This window comes from Bacillus cereus group sp. N31, from assembly GCF_016483245.1.
In the GTDB taxonomy this organism is placed as follows: domain Bacteria; phylum Bacillota; class Bacilli; order Bacillales; family Bacillaceae_G; genus Bacillus_A; species Bacillus_A toyonensis.
Genome location: NZ_JAEHCH010000030.1, coordinates 1 through 18316, shown reverse-complemented (window position 1 = coordinate 18316; position 18316 = coordinate 1). Strand labels below are relative to the sequence as shown.

Sequence of the window (18316 nt, the reverse complement as noted above, 5' to 3'; positions counted from 1 at the left end):
GTTGTGTAAGTGGAAATATGTTTTAAATAGTAGAAAGTTAATTTGTGAAGTCTTTTAAGTCGAGATTTTAGGTTAAACCATACCATAATAGTAATTTATATAATAGGAGTAGGATGTGTCCAAATGATTTTGGGGCATCTTTTTTTGTGAACATACAAAACATTTAACTTAGTGTATTAAACGTATGATTCATAAGTATTTTAATATATTTTAAAGTAAAATGAAATAATAAACGGATAATTGTCGGAATATATTCGATTTCCGTTCATTTTTATGAAATATATGTACTTTTTGTTAGATTCCTTCTTTTTGTACATATACAATACCTGTATATAGAAATAAGAAAAGGATGATGTACGTGAAAGACACTGTTTTACAAGAAACAATTTCTCCACAAGAGTTACATAAGATTGTTCAAAAGAATACGGCGTATTATGACTTTAAATGGGGAAAAGTAGAAAATCCAGCACAAGGGAATACGTGGAATTGGGTAGCCTTTTTCTTCCCAACTTTTTGGTTAGCTTATCGTAAAATGTATAAGTTGTTTATTATACTTACGTTATTGGCGGTACCTAGTATCGTTGTAACTCCTTTTATAGATATTCCAGATGGGATTTATTTAACAGTTAGTTTAGTTCTTCAATTAGGAATGATGATATTTACTGGATGGCAAGGAAACCGTTTATATTATAAGCATGCTGTTCGAGTTTTACATAAGGAAGAAGATATGCCGGATCACAAGAAGGCGTATTACTTACAATCAAAGGGTGGCGCTAGTGCTGCTGGTATGATTGGTTTACAAGTTATAGTGGGGATAGTGTTTGGTGGAGCTATGTTCGGACTTTCTCTTTTACCAACTGAGCCGAATATTAAAAATGTTGTTCGTTCAAGTGATGAAGGATTTACTTTAGAGGTTATGACTGATAATCCAACTTGGAAGTTCGTGAAGAAAGAAAAAGAGTATGACGTAGTAGAGTTTACTGGTTATGACTATACAGAGAAGAAAAACGTAAAAATTAAATTCGCTGTTTATTTCAGTGAAGGTTACTTTGAATGGCAAGAAGTATATGAGAATAATAAGAAGTTAAGTGAAGAAGAGTTAGAAGAGTATCAATTTTATATTGAAGAGAATGGTTGGGGGTTCTAGTGAGAACTCATTCATTTTGAAAAGAAGAATCTTGTGAAGGTTCTTCTTTTTTATTGTAAACACCATACGAATTGAAATTTTGTAAAATACAATAAAAAATGAGAATTTGAGGTAGGCTTGTCAATAACGTAAGACTATGGCACTATAAAGAAATGCTATACAAATTTTATTTATCGACATGTAAACATCAAATTTGATTTTTACGTATAAATAATGAACGGAGGAAATGAATTTATGGCTACTTTACCAAATTGTCCAAAATGTAATTCAGAATATACGTATGAGGATGGCGTTCTTTTCGTATGTCCAGAATGTGCTCATGAGTGGGGCAAAGAAGCAGAAGCTGAAAATAATGATGGTGCAAAAATTGTAAAAGATGCAAACGGAAACGTTCTTCAAGATGGTGATGCTGTTACTGTAATTAAAGATTTAAAAGTAAAAGGAACGTCTTCAGTTGTGAAGATCGGTACGAAAGTAAAGAGTATCCGTCTAGTTGATGGCGATCATGATATTGATTGTAAAATCGACGGTTTCGGAGCTATGAAGTTAAAATCACAGTTCGTTAAGAAGGCGTAAGACAAATAAAAAGAGGAGGCTATTCGCCTCCTCTTTTTATTATGTCACTTTTTGTCGGTAAATCGATATTTCGTACAAAACCGTTAATATATTCTGAGTTATGATAGATATATTGAAAAAATCGTTAATATAATTTCATTCGCCTTGAACTACGCACGATTCACCTCGCATCATAGTCAATTTCTTTCAACTGACAGCGCTTATTAAAGAATGTTTTATATCCAAGCTGTAAGAAGATAATGACAGCGAAAGCAGTACTCCCTGAAATACCGAGTATGATAGCAATTTGATATTGAATTGCTGTAAACGGTGATACACCGGATAATATTTGACCGGTCATCATGCCGGGTAAGCTTATAATTCCCATACCGACCATGGAATTGATTGTTGGTAAAATAGCAGAATCAAAAGCGTCCCTTATGAGGGGAGCAGTTGCTTCTTTCGGTGTTGCGCCGAGCATAAGGGCACCTTCAATATGATCTCTTTGAGATTTCATATTGTTTAAAAAGGTGTTTGCCCCGAGGCAAATACCGGTCATAGCATTACCGATTAACATGCCGGCAATAGGAACGATATATTGCGGTGCATACCACGGATTATGCCCGATAATAACAAAGATAAATAGTAGTAATGGTCCGATTGATCCCGCAACCATGGAAAGAGCGGCTACACGTTTTAATTCTTTGGACATCGGAATATTAACTCGTTTATAAATATTAAAAATAGCAAATGTAGTAATAGAAGTAATGAGAGCAATTGTATAAAATGGATTACTGTTTTCAAATATGTATGTAAGGACATATGCAACAAGTACGAGCTGAATGGTCATACGGAATGTTGCGATCGCAATTTGTTTCTCGCGAGGTATCCCTTTTAATCTTAAAAGTCCGATTAAAATAAGAATGAAAATATAGGCAGCAGCAAGTTGCCAAATTTGGAGTTCAATAACGCCCTTCAAGTGAGAGCACTCCCTTTCTAGTTGCACCGTTTGTTTTACTAATTTCAATAATATCGTCTGCAATTTCTTCTGGAAGTTGTTGCGAGTGCGTGATGAAGATAACGGTTTTTTTCTTTTCTCTTGCGAGTATAGTGAATTGCTTCATAACGCGGCGTTCTGTATCACTATCTAATGCCGAAGTTGGTTCATCTAATAAATAGACAGGCGGATCTATAAGTATGATGCGAGCAAAAGCAAGCCGTTGTTTTTCTCCGCCTGATAATGAAGCGGCGTTGTCTTCTAAATTTTTATTTAAGCTAACAGTCGTTAATGCATTCTGCAAAGTATCATCACTTGGAGATGGTTTTTCAGAAAGACGAAGTCCCATTAATAGATTGTCTTTAACTGTTCCGTCAAAAATAGGTGGAGTTTGTCCGAGCATAACTACGTCACGGCGTAATTGAATAGGGGGATAATCAGAAATTGGTTTTCCGTTATATTCGATTGTACCAGATGTTGGAGATTGTAAATCATTTAACATGCGAAGTAATGTACTCTTTCCGCTCCCACTTTCACCGATAATACAAGTGATTGTCTCTTTTTGAATCTGTAAATAAGGAATGTGTAGTATATCTTTATATGTAACGTTTTTTAATATAAACATAAATTGCTCCTTTCTGATTCTAGTTATATCGTATCAAAAAAGAGAGAGAAATAGAAAAATAAGGTTATAAAGAGCAACGTTTTTTCTTCGTCTTGAGTTTTATTAATAAGTTAAGTAAACAATCTAATTCTTGACTGAAAGAAATTACTTTATCATGAGTGAATCCGTACATTTCAACGAGATAGATCAATTCTTTCTTCTTCGCTTCTATTCGATCGTGTAGTTTCGTCAAGTTCATAAGTGAAATGTAATGCCTCCTATAAAAGTATTTATCACATAAAAAATAAGACCGAATGAATTCGGTCTTAAAGGAAATAATAAAAACAACTTACAAATAGCATACACTTTTCATCAATAGTTTTTAATATAAAAATAGAAAATTTTGTGAATAAATATTGAGAAAAATATTTCTGATAATTTCTGTTTATGAAAAAATTTTTTTCAACTGATGAAAAGAGGCTGCCTACATAGTAGACAGCTCGTAAAGTATTAACCGTTATGATATTTATACATCCAAAGAAGACCGGATTTTAATAATCTCGGTACACGTCCCATTAATGGTTGGTTTGCTAGTAAACCAAATCCGTGTTTTTTGCCGAGGGAACCGAGAACACCTTTTAATTTAATAACAGGTAGTTCATCAGGAAGTGGTTCATTATTCCAACGTTTTAATAATATTTGGACAATTTGTTCTCCTTGACCTTCAGCAAGTTGAGCAGATGGTGCGTGTGGAAGTGCTGCACAATCTCCTACAACGTAAACGTGCTCGTCATTTGGAATATTGTGATATTTTGTTAAAACAACCCGTCCGCTACCATCTTGTTCAACCGGAAGGTTTCGAACAACTTCATTTGCTTGAATACCAGCTGTCCAGACGATTGCATCACATGCAAGAGGTTCATCGTGGTTGTACACAATATTTGGTTCGACTTTGGTAATGTTAGAGTTTCGTATAATGGTAACGTTATGTTTTATAAACCATTCTTCTACATATCTACTTAATTTCTCTGGATATGGGAATAAAATTCTATCTTTTCTATCAAATAAATAGATTTTTAAATCAGAACGGCTCTCACGAAGTTCACTTGCTACTTCAACGCCACTTAAGCCAGCACCAACGACAGCAACTGTAGCATTCGGTTCTAGGCCATTTAATTGTTCATATGTCTTACGTGTTTGTTCAATTGATTGTAGACTGTGTGTATATTCCTTTGCCCCAGGAACGTTATGATATTTATCTTCACAGCCAAGTCCGATAATTAAATCATCATATTGGATTGCTTCACCGCCATCAAGATGAACAGCTTTTTCTTCGAGATCAATATTTGTTATTGTGCCGTATTGAATATTGAGGCGTGGGTGCTCAGGAAACGGTATGCGAATATGCGTTTCTGAAATTGTACCCGCTACTAATGCATAATATTCAGTTTTGAAACAATGGTATGGTACTTTGTCGATTAATGTCACCTGTACATCATCTGGAAGTTGGTTGCTTGGAAGTAGCCGTTGCAGAATTCTCATTCCACCGTAGCCACCACCTAGTATTACGAGGTGTTTCATGATGGATTACCCCTTTTCTGTTGAAATGTCCCCTAATCCTAAAATTTTATATTAATAAAATATTTCGACTTTACTCAATCAAATTATATCGAATTTGTGAACAAATAACAATGCATGAATGAATACTCTGTTGTACAATAAGAAGAAAAGTAAAGTAAACTGTTTTCCTTTTCTAGTTACTATTTCATTATGAAGGCCGAAAAGCAGTGTTGTGAATATATTCATATAGAAAAGAATATTTGCTTTGAAGTGAAACAGTGAAGGAATTGAATAGTTTAGTAAGTGTAATGAAAACAACAAGAAACAGCTTAGTTTTCTTCTTATAGATGAAGTCAGAAGGTAATTTGTTTTGTAGTACAGGGGGGAGAATTTTGATTAAACCGTTAATTGAATTTTGTGTAGGTAACCTCGCGAGTGGTTCACAAGCAGCTTTAGAGAAATTAGAAAAAGATCCGAATTTAGATGTAATGGAGTATGGATGTTTAGGATATTGTGGTATTTGTTTTGAAGGCCCATTTGCCCTTGTGAATGGTGAAGTAGTACAAGGATCGACAGTAGAAGAGCTTGTTAATAATGTATATGAGTATTTGGATGAAAATCCAATGTTTTAAGGTGTTGCGAATGGGCAGCACCTTTTTCCATTAGATAAAATATTATTTCGCAGGGTAGGATAATACGGAATATAAATAAAAAAAGGCCCTTTTAGAAGGGCTTTTTTCCTACACAATTTGTGCAAGAATGGCTCATCGCCAAATGTTGTCAAATATGAGAAACGGGGGACATTCATATTGTGTTCTAAAAGCATGCATTCTATACTTAAAATAACAAATTATTTTTGGAGTGAATACAAATGAGCCAATTTTCTTTTACAAAAATGCATGGTCTTGGCAATAGTTATATATATGTAAATATGTTTGAGGAACAAATTCTTGAAGAAGATTTAGCTCTTGTGGCGGAAAAAGTTTCAAATATTAATACTGGTATTGGGGCAGATGGAATGATTTTAATTTGTCCTTCTGACGTAGCTCCGGTGAAAATGCGCATGTTTAATAACGATGGTTCAGAAGGGAAGAGCTGCGGCAACGGTTTACGCTGCGTAGCGAAATATGCGTATGAGCATAAACTAGTAGAAGAAACAGTTTTCACAATTGAAACGTTAGCCGGAATTGTAACGGCTGAAGTAACGGTAGAAGATGGTGTAGTTACATTAGCAAAAATCGATATGGGAGCACCACGTTTAACACGTGCAGAAATCCCGATGCTTGGTGAAGGTGAAACACCGTTTATTCGTGAAAACTTCTTATACAATAATCATCGTTATGCATTTACAGCTGTTTCAATGGGGAATCCGCATGCGGTTATTTTTGTTGATGATGTAGAAAAAGCGCCACTTACAACACTTGGACCAGTCCTTGAGACACATGAAATGTTCCCAGAGCGAGTAAATGTTGAATTTATCGAAATTTTGAATGATGACGAGATGAACTTCCGTGTTTGGGAACGTGGATCTGGTGTAACACAAGCTTGCGGGACAGGAGCATGTGCTGCAGTTGTAGCTGCTATTTTAAATGGAAAGCTGGAACATGCTAAAGAGATTACAGTTCATTTAGCTGGCGGCGATTTAATGATTGCATGGACAGAAGAAGGAAATGTGTTAATGAAAGGACCTGCGGAAGTAATTTGCCGCGGAGTGTATGAGTACAAGATAGAAGCGTAAAGATGTATAATAGAATGAGAACAGAAAGGATGGTGTATTTCATGATTGAAGTAACAGAACAAGCAGCTTTTCAAATTAAAGATATGTTAAAAGATGCTGAAGATGGAGAGAAGTACGTGCGCCTTGCTGTACACGGCGGCGGATGTAGTGGACTTTCTTACGGCTTAGGATTTGAAGTAGAACCAAAAGAAGACGACACAGTTCTTGAATTTTTCGGTGTTGAATTTGTTATCGATAAAGAAAGTGCTCCAATTGTTAAAGGAGTAAAAGTTGATTATAAACAATCAATGCTTGGCGGCGGATTCACAATTGATAATCCAAACGCAATCGCATCATGCGGATGTGGATCATCTTTCCGTACAGCGACGAATGCTGGTAAGCCAGAAGAGTGCTAAGTTTTTGGCAGAAATAGAGAAAGACCTTTTTAGCGATGGAATACAATCGTTAAGGAGGTCTTTTCTTTTGTCGTGAAAAATCAAAAAGCCACCTTCTAAATTTAGAAATCAGCCTCAAGATATGTTGTGCAACGAGTTTTAAAGTCTTAATCTAATTTATCTTTGCATAGATGCAGGTATCAGTTAGTTGTTTGCCGTCAGCTGAAAGATCTTCATTACGTAATATCCCTTCAAGCTCAAAACCAAATTTTTCAGGAATTGCACGACTTTTTGTGTTATTACGTTCACATCGTATTTCAATCCTTCTAAATTTGAATAACTGAAATCCAAGGTTTATTAACGCACTTACTGTTTCTGTCATATATCCATTGCCACTAAATTGGGTGTTAATCCAGTATCCAATTTCACATTTAGAAACCTTCCAATCAATCGCGTGAAGGCTAGCAGTTCCGATAAAATTATTCGTCTCCTTATGATAGATAAGATAGCGAAAGCTTTCTCTTTTCAAAAAATCTATATGTGCATTTCTAAGGAGAATTTCCGTTTCTTCAACAGTAGGAATGGACTGGAATAAAGACAACCATTGCTTTAATTCATGAATTGAATCTTTAATAGCTTTATGTACTACATTCCCTTCACCTGCTTGCAGTGGTGCTCGAAGAATGAGTTTGTCTGTTTCTATTTGTAACGGAACATCTAATAAAATAGGATTCATATTATTTCTCCCCTCGAAAACTTTAAATTAGGAAATAATGAAATTTATGTAATAAAAAAACTTTCATCCAAAAGTTAGAAAATAATAAATATATATTCAATTCATCGTTTACAAATCCCTTTTCACATATTGAAAACAAAATCGTTAGTTGGTTGAGTAAGGAATTATTATTTTTTATCTATTTTCTTACGATTTTTGTCTTTTGCATAATTAGAAGTTGGCTGATGTGTATGAAGAAGTTTAATGAAGTAGTAGCAACTGATCCGAAGGGAGAATCTGTCCTCGTTCCAATTGGTGTTGGAATGACTATTTCTAAAGTGAAGAAATAATTATTATCTTACAAAAGTGTAATGTTCATGTCATGTTTTTGAATTTCTTCTTTAAAGCCTGAGCTTTAAGATAAGAATATAAGAAAAAACATTTGAGGTGAAGGAAAATGAAAAGATACATTGCACTGTTTAGTATTTTAGTTGTATTTGCAAGTTTATTAGTTGGTTGTGATTTAAACCGTATGGGTAAAGATGAGTATTACGTTCAAGTTACGACTGATGGAATTGAGAAGAAGGAAAAAGCTGATAACGGTGAGATACACAAATCATTCGAGTATAAGCTACCTGCATTTGATAAAGAAGGTAAAGAAAAAGAATTAGAATTTACAGCTGTAAAAAATCTTCGCAAAGAAGCATTCTTACGCTTGTACCATTCAGATAAAAAAGGTGTAACAGCTTGGGAAGAAGTGAAAAAAGACGAGCTTCCAGCGAAAGTTAAAGAAAAATTAGGTGCAAAATAAGAAAGAAAAAAGGAATTGACGAACAGGGTCAATTCCTTTTTATATTCTCAAAATCCTCTTCTGAAATGACTGTAAATCCATGTCTTTTGAATAAAGCAGTTGTTACCCCATAACCAGTTTTTTTATTCCCGTTAAATTCTCCAGTGTAAATTGTAGAACTACCACAAGATGGACTACGTTCTTTTAAAATAATATATTCTGGGTGTAAGTCTTTAAGTTGTTCTAATGCTTTATAAGCACCATTTACGAAAGCCTCTGTGACATCTTCTCCATCTTTTGTCATCACTCTCGCTTTTCCGTCCAAAACGTCAGCGCCATTCCCACCAATAATTTCAGCGGAAGGACGAGGCGTCGGTAGTCCTCCTAATACTTCAGGGCATATGAGGACTGTATCTTCTTTGTGCAGAAGCTCCTCTATTTTTGAAACGAGATTGTCATTCCCATCATAACGACAAGCGATACCACCTAAACAAGCGCTAATTACAATCATATTTTCATCTCCAATAAAGAAATATTAACTATCACGCCAATTTCTCTTCCTGCTTCTTACTTATAAATGAGGTGATAAGAATGGGAAGCTTATATAATTTAATGAAACCATATAGTGAATTTCGAAGTAAAGAGGAGTTTAATATATATCAAAAACAAGTTTTGATATATTATCGATTTCAATTAAATAAAACGGATGCTACCATTATTCATTTTTTAGGAAAGTATGCGGTGAATGAGAAACAGAAAACAGTAGGAGTTGCTTGTCCGCTAATGGAGACGATTGCGACGAATGTTGGAAAGAGTATTCGTACAGTACGCCGCTCCATTGCAAAGTTAGAGGAACTAGGAATTATAAAGCGTGTTGCGACAAAAGAAAGACATAAGCGCGGCGGGTATAGTGCGAACTTATATATTTTTCTTATATCTGCAATTGACCGCATGGATGACCGTATGAAAATGTCCGCATGTGAAATTGAGGATTATGCAGCTGGCTGTAGTAAAAATGAGCAAAAATATGAGGGGGAAACAATTCTTTTTAAAAACATTCCACAAATAAAAGAGAAAAGAAAAATAACGTATGAGCTTGATGAAACGTATTGCCGTCATGATATACCGAAGTCTTTTATATACGCACTGGTGCCGATGACAAGTAATCCGAAGAAGATTAATATATTTTGGAGTAAGGTGGAACTTGCGTATAAAAAGAGTGGCTTATTAGAGCAAGGTGTTTTATTAGAGCAAATATTAGCTGATGAAGAAGTGAACAGAAATTTCATTTGGCGCGTGAAAAGTGTTGTGAGGGCACATAAATATGGGGAAATTCGTAAAGATATTGGGGCACTTTTGTACAGTACAGTGCGAGATTTATTTTTTGAGGTTGGATTAGAGTGGGGAGCAGCATTAAGGAGGAGAAAGGGACTACATCTATTTGATCCGTTTAAAAAAGAGCCATGCTTATAATACATGACTCTTGCTTGTTAATCGAATTTCCTTACAACTGGAACACGAATCGCTACAAATAGTACGAAGACGATAACGGCGATTGCACCGCTTTTCATAACGGTTACGATTGGAATTCCTATTGCAAGTGCAATGGATGTGAATGCATAAGAGAGCGGGATAAAGCCCATTGATGATAGCATAAGTAAACTCATTACACGCCCCATCATCTCTTCTTTTACAGTTGCTTGAATCATTGCCATAAGTGGAACGATCGCCATTGCGATTGTAATACCGTAAAACATGCCAGCTAATAATGCCTGCCAAAGTACCGTACTAAAGTTAATGGATAAGAAGAATATACCAGACAGTAGCATCATGATAATGCAAAATAGGCCGCGTCTACGATTAATATTCTTTAAACCGACAATGACAGCGCCTATCGCCATTCCACCACCAACAGCAGCTTCTAAGTAACTGAACTGAAGTGAATCACCGTGCAGGACATTTTTAACGAAGAGCGGGAAACCGACTTGCATCGGACCGATTAAAAATAAGTTTAGAAAGGCGCTACAAATAAGGAAAGTTGAAAGGAATGGTGATTCCTTTACATATAAGATTCCTTCTTTAATAGAAGTAAACATGCCTTTGTCGGTATCTTTTTGCTCTGACATCGTAAATTGTATTTTTTGGACGAGTATGGCCGCAACGATCAGTAGTAAAATCGTAATCGAAAAGATTGTTTCATAGTTCGTAAATTTGATGAGAATTCCACCAAGTACAGGGCCCAAGATGACCGACGCTTGATTCGTCATTTGTGTAAGTGAATTTGCCTGCGTTAAGCGGCTTTTTTCTACAAGTTCTGGCAGAATAGATCCATCTGCGGACCAGAAAAAAGCATCAGCAAGTCCAAAGAATAAAGCGAATAAAGCAAATGTATATAGTGTTACATCACCGACGATGAACCATGTGAGAATGGTTGCGACAAGAATTGCTCGAATAATATTGGAGTAAAACATAATATTTTTTTTCGGGAATTTATCAGCTACAGCGCCGCCGATAATCATAAAAATAAGCCTTGGAACACTAAGAGCTACGAAAACAACACCGAGTGAAGCCTCAAGGTTTAATGTTTTTGCTATGTACCACGTTTGTGAAAAAGTAAAAAAGGCTAAAGCAAAGCTTGAAAAAAGAGTAGCTGCCCAAAGAAAAAGGAAATTCGTATTTTTTAATAACGGTTTTCCGCTTCCTTCTAAAGCAGTTTTATTTTGTTGTAGTTCCTCCATATTGCTTCCTTTCTATGTGACAAATTTAAACTAAAAAACCTATTAACAATCGTTTTATCCTGCGTTAACGGGCAGTAAAAATCCCACCTCAAAATTCGGTTCGAGCAAAGAAGTTAGGTGGGAGACCAACTGCCCGTAAACGTCCGATTGGTGAAGGCTAATACTCAGTGGGGGATGAACAAAACCCCCACTGAGTATAGTTTCACTTTATACAGTTTCTAATATTTCTATACTGCACTTTCTCATTGTAGACAATAATAATGAATTTGCCCAGTAGCTATTTAACGACAAAAAAAAGAAGATACCAAAGAGTATCTTCTTTAAGCTAATGCGATATAAATATCTACTTGCACATTATTTGGGTCTACCGCTTTTTCATCATAAAGTTCGAAATCTGCTGTAAAAGCACGTTTGTTTTCTTTCGACCATTGCCAAATGTATTCCCAAGCTTCGCACACGACTTCAGAAACTGGGCCTTTTCTCGATGTAAATACCGCATATGTAGCGGCAGGTATTGTTAAAGTTGTCATATTTTCAGGAACGTCTTTTAATGAAGAAACGGGCATACCGATTGTAAATTTATATGTACCAGTTTCATCTGATTCGTAGTTTGAATAGAAAGCGAACGTTTCCTTTGTTTGTTGATTTGGGATGTGATGCATCATTTGTTCTTGGAAGTATTTGTTCCAAAGCCCTGGGATTTTTCCTTCAGTAGACGCCTCTTTTTCATTTGTCGTTGTAAGAGAAACACCGATTGCTTGGAAAGCTTCTTTTTTTACGATAATAGGTTCGTTAATCATGAAAATTCCTCCTTTCAAATAAGAACATTTGTTCTGTTTTAGTGTAACATGTTTTTGGGGAAAAGTAGAGCTTTTTAGAAAGTGTTAATTTTTTGAGGAGATATAAAAGAAACCCTTTCATATGTGAAAAGGGTTCTTCGTAGTTCTATATTAAAACATACTGGAGCTATGCATTGGTTGAAGTTTTGCGTTTGGATCGAAGTAAGCTTTTGCATTGTTTACTGCTGTCGGTGCTTCACCAAATCCACAAGCGATAAGTTTTACTTTTCCTTCATATGTACAAATGTCACCAGCAGCGTAAATGCCAGGAATATTTGTTTCCATTTTTGAATTCACAAGAATGCTATTTTTTTGTATATCTAAGCCCCAGTTTTTAATTGGGCCAAGAGAAGAAACGAAGCCGTAGTTTACAATTACATCATCAACATCGATGATAAGTTTTTCTTCTGTTTTTACGTGTTGAAGAACGACTTGTTCAATTTTATCATCACCAATGAGTTCAACTGGAACGTACGGTGTGCTTACTTCTGCACGAGAATGCATTAAGCTTTCGACGCTGTGCTCATGTGCACGGAATTTATCACGGCGATGAACGATTGTAACTTTGTCAGCAATCGGTTCTAACATCATCGTCCAGTCTACGGCTGAGTCGCCGCCGCCAAATACAACAACACGCTTGCCAGCAAATTTATTCATATCATCAACGAAATAATGTAAGTTTTTCTTTTCGTATTTTGCGGTCCCCTCTAATTCTAAGCGGCGTGGCTGGAAAGCACCATTACCAGCAGTAATAATGACTGATTTAGAATAGTGAGTTTGTTTATTCGTAACAAGTTTAAATATACCGTCAGCTTGTTTCTCAAGCGTATCAACAGCTTCTTCTAAGCAAACTGTTGGATCAAATTTCTTCATTTGCTCTTTTAAGTTATCAACTAACTCTTGTGCACGCACTTTTGGGAATCCAGCTACATCATAAATGTATTTTTCAGGGTAGAGTGCGGATAATTGTCCTCCAAGTTGAGGTAAGCTTTCAATGATTTTTACACTTGCTTGTCTCATACCGCCATAAAATGCTGTGAAAAGTCCAGTTGGACCACCACCAATAATTGTTATGTCGTAAACTTTTTGATTTTCTGCCACTTTCATTCCCCCTATAGATGGAATTTTGATATTGATTTCATATATTGTTCATATGTACATGAAAATCCTGCAAATGATGATACTTTCAAATAAATGATAGCATATTTCAGTTCATAATACTTCTGAAAACGACTGAATTATAAGTAAGTTTCCGCATAGATGTTTTTTACATTGTATAAAATATACAGAAAGGAAAATACATGAAAAAAAGGCTGAAAAACCCTTGTAAACGCTATGTTATTTTAAAATATTGATAATTCGCTAGGTGCTTGAATTATGGAATAAAACCGACTAATATAGGGAAGTATTATGTTAAATTTCTATGACAAAATTCGTACGATTTTTTGACTGCGTTTTGTTACGATATAGAATGTGATAAATTCCACATTCTTGACAAATAGAGTTTTTAGTACTTGGTATTATTTTTCATTACTATTATATAAAGAAAAGGGTTGTGATTTGGTGAAGACTCCAAAAATCGTAGTTTTAGGTGCAGGTTATGGCGGGATGATTACGACTGTTCGTCTGCAAAAAGCATTATCTGTAAATGAAGCTGAAATTACGTTAGTAAACAACAACAGCTATCACTACCAAGCGACTTGGTTACATGAGAGTGCAGCTGGTACATTACAAGATGAAAAAATCTGTCTAGATATTCAAGACGTTATCGATACAAATAAAGTGAACTTTGTACAAGATACAGTAGTAGAAATTAAAGCTGCTGAAAAACGCATTATCTTAAAAGACGGCGAGTTAGAGTATGACTACTTAGTAATTGGTCTTGGTTTCGAATCAGAAACATTCGGAATTACAGGATTAAAAGAGCATGCATTCTCAATCGCTAACATTAATGCAACTCGTGAAATTCGTGAGCATATGGAAGCTAGTTTCGCTAAATATGCAACTGAAAAACGCGATGAGTTAGTAACAATCGTTGTTGGTGGTGCTGGATTTACTGGTATCGAGTACGTAGGTGAGCTTGCAAACCGTGTTCCTGAACTTTGCAAAGAGTACAATGTACCACGTGAAAAAGCACGTATCATCTGTGTAGAAGCTGCTCCAACAGCACTTCCAGGTTTCGATCCAGCGTTAGTAGAATACGCTGTAAAACAACTTGAGAAAAAAGGTGTAGAATTCCGCATCGGTACAGCAATTAAAGAAGCAACTGAAGAAGGTATTATCGTTGCGAATGGCGATGACACTGAATTAATTAAGTCTGAAACAGTAGTTTGGGCTGCAGGTGTTCGTGGTAATGGTATTGTGGAAGAGTCTGGCTTTGAAGCAATGCGCGGACGTGTAAAAGTCGATGAGTACATGCACGCTCCAGGATACGAAGATGTATTCATGGTTGGTGATGCAGCGTTAATCATTAACGAAGAAATTAACCGTCCATACCCACCAACAGCACAAATTGCAATTCAACAAGGTTACAACATTGCACATAACTTAACTGTGTTAGTTCGTGGTAAGGGCGAAATGAAAAAATTCGCATTCGACAATAAAGGATCTGTATGTTCTTTAGGTCATGACGATGCAATGGGCGTTGTTATGGGTAAAAAGTTAACAGGTTGGAAAGCTTCCTTCATGAAGAAAGTAATTGATAACCGTTACCTATTCTTATTAGGTGGACCTTTATTAGTTCTTAAAAAAGGTAAATTAAAGTTCTTTTAATATATAATAGAAAAAGCAGAAACGGCTAAGAGCTGTTTCTGCTTTTTTCATATTAAAAATATAGTATAATATATAAAAAGAAAGAATATTCTGTCCGTTCCGGTGGAGGAGGTTATTACATCATGGAGAAACGAGGGAAAGTGTGGTTAGCTGTTAGTGGTTTAGTAGCTACAAAAGATGGCAGGTGGCTATTTGTTAAGAAAAAATACAGTGGATTAAAGGGGAAATGGTCTTTACCGGCTGGTTTTGTAAATGAAGGTGAGACGGTTGATGAAGCTGTGAAACGTGAAGTATTAGAAGAGACAGGTATTGTCGCTCATGTGAAGGGGATTATAGGTATTCGGTCGGGCGTTATCCGTAATGAAATTAGTGACAATATGATTATTTTCCTTTTGGAGCCTGAAGGGGAAAATATTATTGTACAGGAGAAGGAATTGTCTGAAGTAGCATTTTTACATCCAGAGACGATTGCTGACGATCCCAATACGTCTGTACTTATTAAATATTTGCTAGAAAGAAGATCAGAACTACATCTTGAAATGGACAAAACATTAAATCCAGGAGAGCAATTTGGTTATACAGCCTATCACGTATTTACGGCGCATGCGAAGGAGAGGGAGAAAGAGTGAGTATACCGGTACTACTTATTTCAATGATGTTATTCTTTATTTTGTTTTTTGGAATTGGATTTTTGCTCAACATGATTTTGCGAGCTACATGGGTAATGGTTATTGTGTATCCGATTGTTTGTATGCTTATTATTAATAAAGCGAGTGTGTGGGATTATTTTTCAAAGCCAAAAGAAACATTTTCTTCATTTGGGACAAGTGTATCGCATTTAGGACAAGCAGATGTGTTTATTTTATCTACTGGGTTAGTAGGTGCTGCATTAGCAGGAATCATAATTAAGAAACTCCGGAAAAGTGGATATCAAATGTTTTAATCTCCAATTCATTTGGAGATTATTTTTTTGCATATTCCTTCATCGTATAGGGAATGATTAACGATGAAGGAGTGTGGCATATAAAAATGTTAAAACGATATTGTATTCGCATTATGATGACTTGTTTACTTGTATCCGCATTATGCGTAACATGGAATGCTTTCACAGGAGTTTCTTTATTAGAGATTGTAAAGAAATATGAGGGAACGAGTGCAAAAGAAGTACATGCAGCAGAAGTTAAGAGAAATGTTGCTCCGAGTAAAGAAGTGATAAATGCTTTAGAGCAGGCAAACGACTGGTCTAAATATCGTTCAATTGAAATGACTGCAACTGGTTATACGTCAGGAGTGGAGTCAACTGGTAAGAGTCCAGGACATCCAGAGTATGGTATTACATATTCAGGTGTTAAAGCGAAAAGGGATTTATATTCTACAATCGCTGCGGATTTACGTGTATTCCCGATTGGAACGATTTTATTCGTGCCAGATTACGGATATGGGGTTGTCGCTGATAAGGGCGGTGCTATAAAAGGAAATCGTCTTGATTTATATTATGATACGGTGAAAGATGTTTATAGCCAATGGGGTAAGAAAAAAGTAAATGTATATGTAGTTAAGGTAGGAAATGGTAAGTTTACAGAAGAAGAGTTAACGATGTTAAATGAAGACGAAACGATGCAAGTGTTTCGTGGCCAATATTTAAAACAAAGATAGTCTAGTGGTAATTACGCTAGACTTTTTTATTTGATAATAGAAGAAATGGAAGAAAGATGGATTACCCCGCTATTTGTGGCCCGTAAAAGCCCGATTGGTGAAGGCTAATGATCAGTGGGGGATGAAGAAAAACACCACTGATTAAAGGTTCACTTTATATAGGATGTAACAGAAGTTAGAATTGTCGCATTTTATCGAAAATAAAGTTATAATAAAGGCAGAGTAGAGAAATTTAGGGGGTCTGAACATGTTTCAAGTACAAAAAGAATTAGCAGGTCATGAAGCGGTAATTGTTGCCTTATTTGAAGAAGAGAAAACGAGTAGTTTTGTACAAGAACTGGACAAAGCGTTTGAAGGGCAATTACAAGTTTTATTAGAAGAGAAAGAACTTTCTACTAAGAAGAAAGCTATTTCAAAATTACATAGTTTAGGAAAAACAAATGTAAAACGCTATTACTTCGTCGGTTTAGGAAAGAAAGAATCTTATACGACAGAAACGTTACGTGTGGCTCTTGGTAAGGCGTTTAAAACGTTACAGGCAGCAAAAGTACAAGATGCAGCAATCTTACTGGATTCTTTCGTAACAGAGAAATTAGATGTGATTGATGTAGCTCATATAGCGGCAGAAGTACAAGGTCTTGGTACATATGAATTACAAACGTATAAATCAGATAAAAAGGATCGTGTAGAGTTAGAGAAGTTCACGGCTATTACAGCGGAAGATGCACAGGAAATTGAAGCTGCATTAACAGTTGGCTACGTGCATGGACGCGCAACAAATTCGGCTCGTACACTTGTAAATATGCCGCCAAACGTATTAACAGCGACGAAGCTTGCTGAGTATGCTGTTGAGTTAGCGGAAAAGTATGATATGGATTATAAAGTTCTTGAGAAAGAAGAGATGGAAGATCTTGGTATGGGTGCGTTACTTGCAGTAAACCAAGGTAGTACAGAGCCGCCAAAAATGATTGCTCTTATTTATAAAGGAAAAGAAGAGTGGACAGATGTCATTGGATTTGTTGGAAAAGGAATCACATACGATACAGGTGGTTATTCTTTAAAACCACGTGAAGGCATGGTCGGTATGAAAGGTGATATGGGCGGTGCTGCTGCTGTATTAGGTGCGATGGAAATTATCGGTGAACTTCGCCCAGAGCAAAATGTGATCGCTGTTATTCCATCAACTGATAACGTTGTAAGTGGTACAGCATTTAAGCCAGATGATGTAATTACATCTATGAGCGGAAAAACAATTGAAGTATTAAATACAGATGCAGAAGGTCGCCTTGCGTTAGCGGACGGTATTACGTATGCGAAAAAACTAGGTGCAAACTACCTTATTGATGTTGCGACATTAACAGGCGGTGTAATTGTTGCACTTGGAAATCATACGACAGGCGCAATGACAAACAATGAAGAGTTGTTTGAGCAAGTACTAGAAGCTTCTATGGAAACGGATGAATCAATTTGGCAATTACCGATTTTTGATCGTGATAAAGAACGCGTTCGAAACAGTAAGTTTGCTGATTTAAATAACTCACCAGGCCGTGAAGGGCATGCGGTTATGGCAGGTACATTCCTAGGTGAATTTGCTGAAGATACACCGTGGGTACACTTAGATATCGCTGGAACATCTGAAACATCAGGAGCAAATGATTTAGGGCCGGCCGGGGCAACAGGTGCAATGGTACGTACACTTGCAACACTTGTTGAGCGTTTTGGGGAAGAATAATTTTTGAAGAAAAGACTGTCTCATGGTCTTATCCCTGTCAAGTAGACAGTATTAAAAAGACTAAGCAGCCATCGAGATTCGATATTCTATCGGAGCTCG

The 18316-nt window shown here is 36.1% G+C and carries 22 protein-coding genes; 13 read left to right on the top strand and 9 right to left on the bottom strand.

Annotated features, from left to right (window positions below; translation table 11 throughout):
* Positions 1–352 precede the first annotated feature (352 nt).
* A complete protein-coding gene (locus JDS81_RS25715; protein ID WP_097954517.1) occupies positions 353–1147 on the top strand; it encodes a DUF2628 domain-containing protein in 795 nt (264 codons plus the stop codon).
* A 234-nt stretch (positions 1148–1381) separates the two neighbouring features.
* Positions 1382–1723 carry an alkylphosphonate utilization operon protein PhnA gene (phnA, locus tag JDS81_RS25710; protein ID WP_097954516.1) on the top strand — a complete coding sequence of 114 codons (342 nt, stop codon included), beginning with the start codon at positions 1382–1384 and terminating at the stop codon, positions 1721–1723.
* A gap of 160 nt (positions 1724–1883) precedes the next feature.
* Here phnA and JDS81_RS25705 read toward each other — a convergent pair whose 3' ends face one another.
* The 4 genes from JDS81_RS25705 to JDS81_RS25690 all read right to left on the bottom strand — a co-directional run bounded on the left by JDS81_RS25705 (position 1884) and on the right by JDS81_RS25690 (position 4884).
* Positions 1884–2681 (bottom strand): ABC transporter permease, encoded by a 798-nt coding sequence (locus JDS81_RS25705; RefSeq protein ID WP_097954515.1) that lies wholly within the window; start codon positions 2679–2681, stop codon positions 1884–1886.
* Entirely contained in the window at positions 2665–3324 is a 660-nt protein-coding gene (locus JDS81_RS25700) for an ABC transporter ATP-binding protein (protein ID WP_097954514.1), read from the bottom strand. The genes JDS81_RS25705 and JDS81_RS25700 overlap by 17 nt, the downstream gene beginning before the upstream one ends.
* A gap of 64 nt (positions 3325–3388) precedes the next feature.
* On the bottom strand, positions 3389–3562 hold the full coding sequence (locus JDS81_RS25695) for an aspartyl-phosphate phosphatase Spo0E family protein (RefSeq protein WP_001054617.1): 174 nt from the start codon (positions 3560–3562) through the stop codon (positions 3389–3391).
* Between the two features lie 251 nt (positions 3563–3813).
* Positions 3814–4884, bottom strand: a complete 1071-nt coding sequence (locus tag JDS81_RS25690; protein WP_000682063.1) for an NAD(P)/FAD-dependent oxidoreductase — start codon at positions 4882–4884, stop codon at positions 3814–3816.
* Positions 4885–5255: 371 nt separating this feature from the next.
* Between JDS81_RS25690 and JDS81_RS25685 the strand changes: the two genes are divergently transcribed.
* From JDS81_RS25685 to JDS81_RS25675, 3 genes are all read left to right on the top strand, one after another.
* Positions 5256–5495 carry a YuzB family protein gene (locus tag JDS81_RS25685; protein WP_000595027.1) on the top strand — a complete coding sequence of 80 codons (240 nt, stop codon included), beginning with the start codon at positions 5256–5258 and terminating at the stop codon, positions 5493–5495.
* Between the two features lie 239 nt (positions 5496–5734).
* Positions 5735–6601 carry a diaminopimelate epimerase gene (dapF, locus tag JDS81_RS25680; protein WP_097954513.1) on the top strand — a complete coding sequence of 289 codons (867 nt, stop codon included), beginning with the start codon at positions 5735–5737 and terminating at the stop codon, positions 6599–6601.
* A gap of 41 nt (positions 6602–6642) precedes the next feature.
* The gene (locus JDS81_RS25675) at positions 6643–6996 is read left to right on the top strand and encodes a HesB/IscA family protein (protein ID WP_000573824.1); all 354 of its coding nucleotides are present in this window, start codon (positions 6643–6645) and stop codon (positions 6994–6996) included.
* A 151-nt stretch (positions 6997–7147) separates the two neighbouring features.
* On the opposite strand, the gene JDS81_RS25670 is transcribed toward JDS81_RS25675, so the two are convergent.
* Positions 7148–7711: a GNAT family N-acetyltransferase gene (locus tag JDS81_RS25670; RefSeq protein WP_097954512.1), complete on the bottom strand. Its 564-nt coding sequence runs from the start codon at positions 7709–7711 to the stop codon at positions 7148–7150.
* A gap of 224 nt (positions 7712–7935) precedes the next feature.
* Between JDS81_RS25670 and JDS81_RS25665 the strand changes: the two genes are divergently transcribed.
* Positions 7936–8040 carry a methyltransferase gene (locus JDS81_RS25665; protein ID WP_097954511.1) on the top strand — a complete coding sequence of 35 codons (105 nt, stop codon included), beginning with the start codon at positions 7936–7938 and terminating at the stop codon, positions 8038–8040.
* A 107-nt stretch (positions 8041–8147) separates the two neighbouring features.
* Positions 8148–8501: a YxeA family protein gene (locus JDS81_RS25660; protein WP_097954510.1), complete on the top strand. Its 354-nt coding sequence runs from the start codon at positions 8148–8150 to the stop codon at positions 8499–8501.
* A gap of 28 nt (positions 8502–8529) precedes the next feature.
* Here the strand turns inward: JDS81_RS25660 and JDS81_RS25655 are convergent, their stop codons facing one another.
* Positions 8530–8991 (bottom strand): 2-thiouracil desulfurase family protein, encoded by a 462-nt coding sequence (locus tag JDS81_RS25655; RefSeq protein ID WP_097954509.1) that lies wholly within the window; start codon positions 8989–8991, stop codon positions 8530–8532.
* An 80-nt stretch (positions 8992–9071) separates the two neighbouring features.
* Here JDS81_RS25655 and JDS81_RS25650 point away from each other — a divergent pair, with 80 nt between their 5' ends.
* On the top strand, positions 9072–9953 hold the full coding sequence (locus JDS81_RS25650) for a helix-turn-helix domain-containing protein (RefSeq protein ID WP_097954508.1): 882 nt from the start codon (positions 9072–9074) through the stop codon (positions 9951–9953).
* A gap of 17 nt (positions 9954–9970) precedes the next feature.
* Here the strand turns inward: JDS81_RS25650 and JDS81_RS25645 are convergent, their stop codons facing one another.
* From JDS81_RS25645 to JDS81_RS25635, 3 genes are all read right to left on the bottom strand, one after another.
* Positions 9971–11218, bottom strand: coding sequence for an MFS transporter (locus JDS81_RS25645; protein WP_000391933.1), 1248 nt, complete (start codon positions 11216–11218; stop codon positions 9971–9973).
* A gap of 320 nt (positions 11219–11538) precedes the next feature.
* Complete coding sequence (locus JDS81_RS25640; RefSeq protein WP_097954507.1) at positions 11539–12018, bottom strand: GyrI-like domain-containing protein; 480 nt, start codon at positions 12016–12018, stop codon at positions 11539–11541.
* 150 nt (positions 12019–12168) lie between these two features.
* On the bottom strand, positions 12169–13158 hold the full coding sequence (locus JDS81_RS25635) for an NAD(P)/FAD-dependent oxidoreductase (protein WP_141499533.1): 990 nt from the start codon (positions 13156–13158) through the stop codon (positions 12169–12171).
* A gap of 462 nt (positions 13159–13620) precedes the next feature.
* Here JDS81_RS25635 and JDS81_RS25630 point away from each other — a divergent pair, with 462 nt between their 5' ends.
* The 5 genes from JDS81_RS25630 (at position 13621) to pepA (ending at position 18217) form a co-directional block, all read left to right on the top strand.
* The gene (locus tag JDS81_RS25630) at positions 13621–14829 is read left to right on the top strand and encodes an NAD(P)/FAD-dependent oxidoreductase (protein ID WP_000856606.1); all 1209 of its coding nucleotides are present in this window, start codon (positions 13621–13623) and stop codon (positions 14827–14829) included.
* A gap of 122 nt (positions 14830–14951) precedes the next feature.
* Complete coding sequence (locus tag JDS81_RS25625) at positions 14952–15458, top strand: NUDIX hydrolase (protein ID WP_000415305.1); 507 nt, start codon at positions 14952–14954, stop codon at positions 15456–15458.
* Positions 15455–15772 carry a YuiB family protein gene (locus JDS81_RS25620; RefSeq protein WP_097954505.1) on the top strand — a complete coding sequence of 106 codons (318 nt, stop codon included), beginning with the start codon at positions 15455–15457 and terminating at the stop codon, positions 15770–15772. The genes JDS81_RS25625 and JDS81_RS25620 overlap by 4 nt, the downstream gene beginning before the upstream one ends.
* An 86-nt stretch (positions 15773–15858) precedes the next feature.
* On the top strand, positions 15859–16485 hold the full coding sequence (locus tag JDS81_RS25615) for a 3D domain-containing protein (RefSeq protein ID WP_002156546.1): 627 nt from the start codon (positions 15859–15861) through the stop codon (positions 16483–16485).
* A 247-nt stretch (positions 16486–16732) separates the two neighbouring features.
* The gene (gene pepA, locus JDS81_RS25610; protein ID WP_097954503.1) at positions 16733–18217 is read left to right on the top strand and encodes a cytosol aminopeptidase; all 1485 of its coding nucleotides are present in this window, start codon (positions 16733–16735) and stop codon (positions 18215–18217) included.
* The last annotated feature ends 99 nt before the right edge of the window (positions 18218–18316 follow it).

Coding starts and splice junctions, on each gene's coding strand:
- dapF (WP_097954513.1), top strand. CDS start 5,735: ATGAGCCAATTTTCTTTTACAAAAATGCATGGTCTTGGCAATAGTTAT.
- JDS81_RS25675 (WP_000573824.1), top strand. CDS start 6,643: ATGATTGAAGTAACAGAACAAGCAGCTTTTCAAATTAAAGATATGTTA.
- JDS81_RS25665 (WP_097954511.1), top strand. CDS start 7,936: ATGTGTATGAAGAAGTTTAATGAAGTAGTAGCAACTGATCCGAAGGGA.
- JDS81_RS25715 (WP_097954517.1), top strand. CDS start 353: ATGTACGTGAAAGACACTGTTTTACAAGAAACAATTTCTCCACAAGAG.
- JDS81_RS25645 (WP_000391933.1), bottom strand. CDS start 11,218: ATGGAGGAACTACAACAAAATAAAACTGCTTTAGAAGGAAGCGGAAAA.
- JDS81_RS25660 (WP_097954510.1), top strand. CDS start 8,148: ATGAAAAGATACATTGCACTGTTTAGTATTTTAGTTGTATTTGCAAGT.
- JDS81_RS25655 (WP_097954509.1), bottom strand. CDS start 8,991: ATGATTGTAATTAGCGCTTGTTTAGGTGGTATCGCTTGTCGTTATGAT.
- JDS81_RS25615 (WP_002156546.1), top strand. CDS start 15,859: ATGTTAAAACGATATTGTATTCGCATTATGATGACTTGTTTACTTGTA.
- JDS81_RS25625 (WP_000415305.1), top strand. CDS start 14,952: ATGGAGAAACGAGGGAAAGTGTGGTTAGCTGTTAGTGGTTTAGTAGCT.
- JDS81_RS25695 (WP_001054617.1), bottom strand. CDS start 3,562: ATGAACTTGACGAAACTACACGATCGAATAGAAGCGAAGAAGAAAGAA.
- JDS81_RS25690 (WP_000682063.1), bottom strand. CDS start 4,884: ATGAAACACCTCGTAATACTAGGTGGTGGCTACGGTGGAATGAGAATT.
- pepA (WP_097954503.1), top strand. CDS start 16,733: ATGTTTCAAGTACAAAAAGAATTAGCAGGTCATGAAGCGGTAATTGTT.
- phnA (WP_097954516.1), top strand. CDS start 1,382: ATGGCTACTTTACCAAATTGTCCAAAATGTAATTCAGAATATACGTAT.
- JDS81_RS25700 (WP_097954514.1), bottom strand. CDS start 3,324: ATGTTTATATTAAAAAACGTTACATATAAAGATATACTACACATTCCT.
- JDS81_RS25670 (WP_097954512.1), bottom strand. CDS start 7,711: ATGAATCCTATTTTATTAGATGTTCCGTTACAAATAGAAACAGACAAA.
- JDS81_RS25640 (WP_097954507.1), bottom strand. CDS start 12,018: ATGATTAACGAACCTATTATCGTAAAAAAAGAAGCTTTCCAAGCAATC.
- JDS81_RS25650 (WP_097954508.1), top strand. CDS start 9,072: ATGGGAAGCTTATATAATTTAATGAAACCATATAGTGAATTTCGAAGT.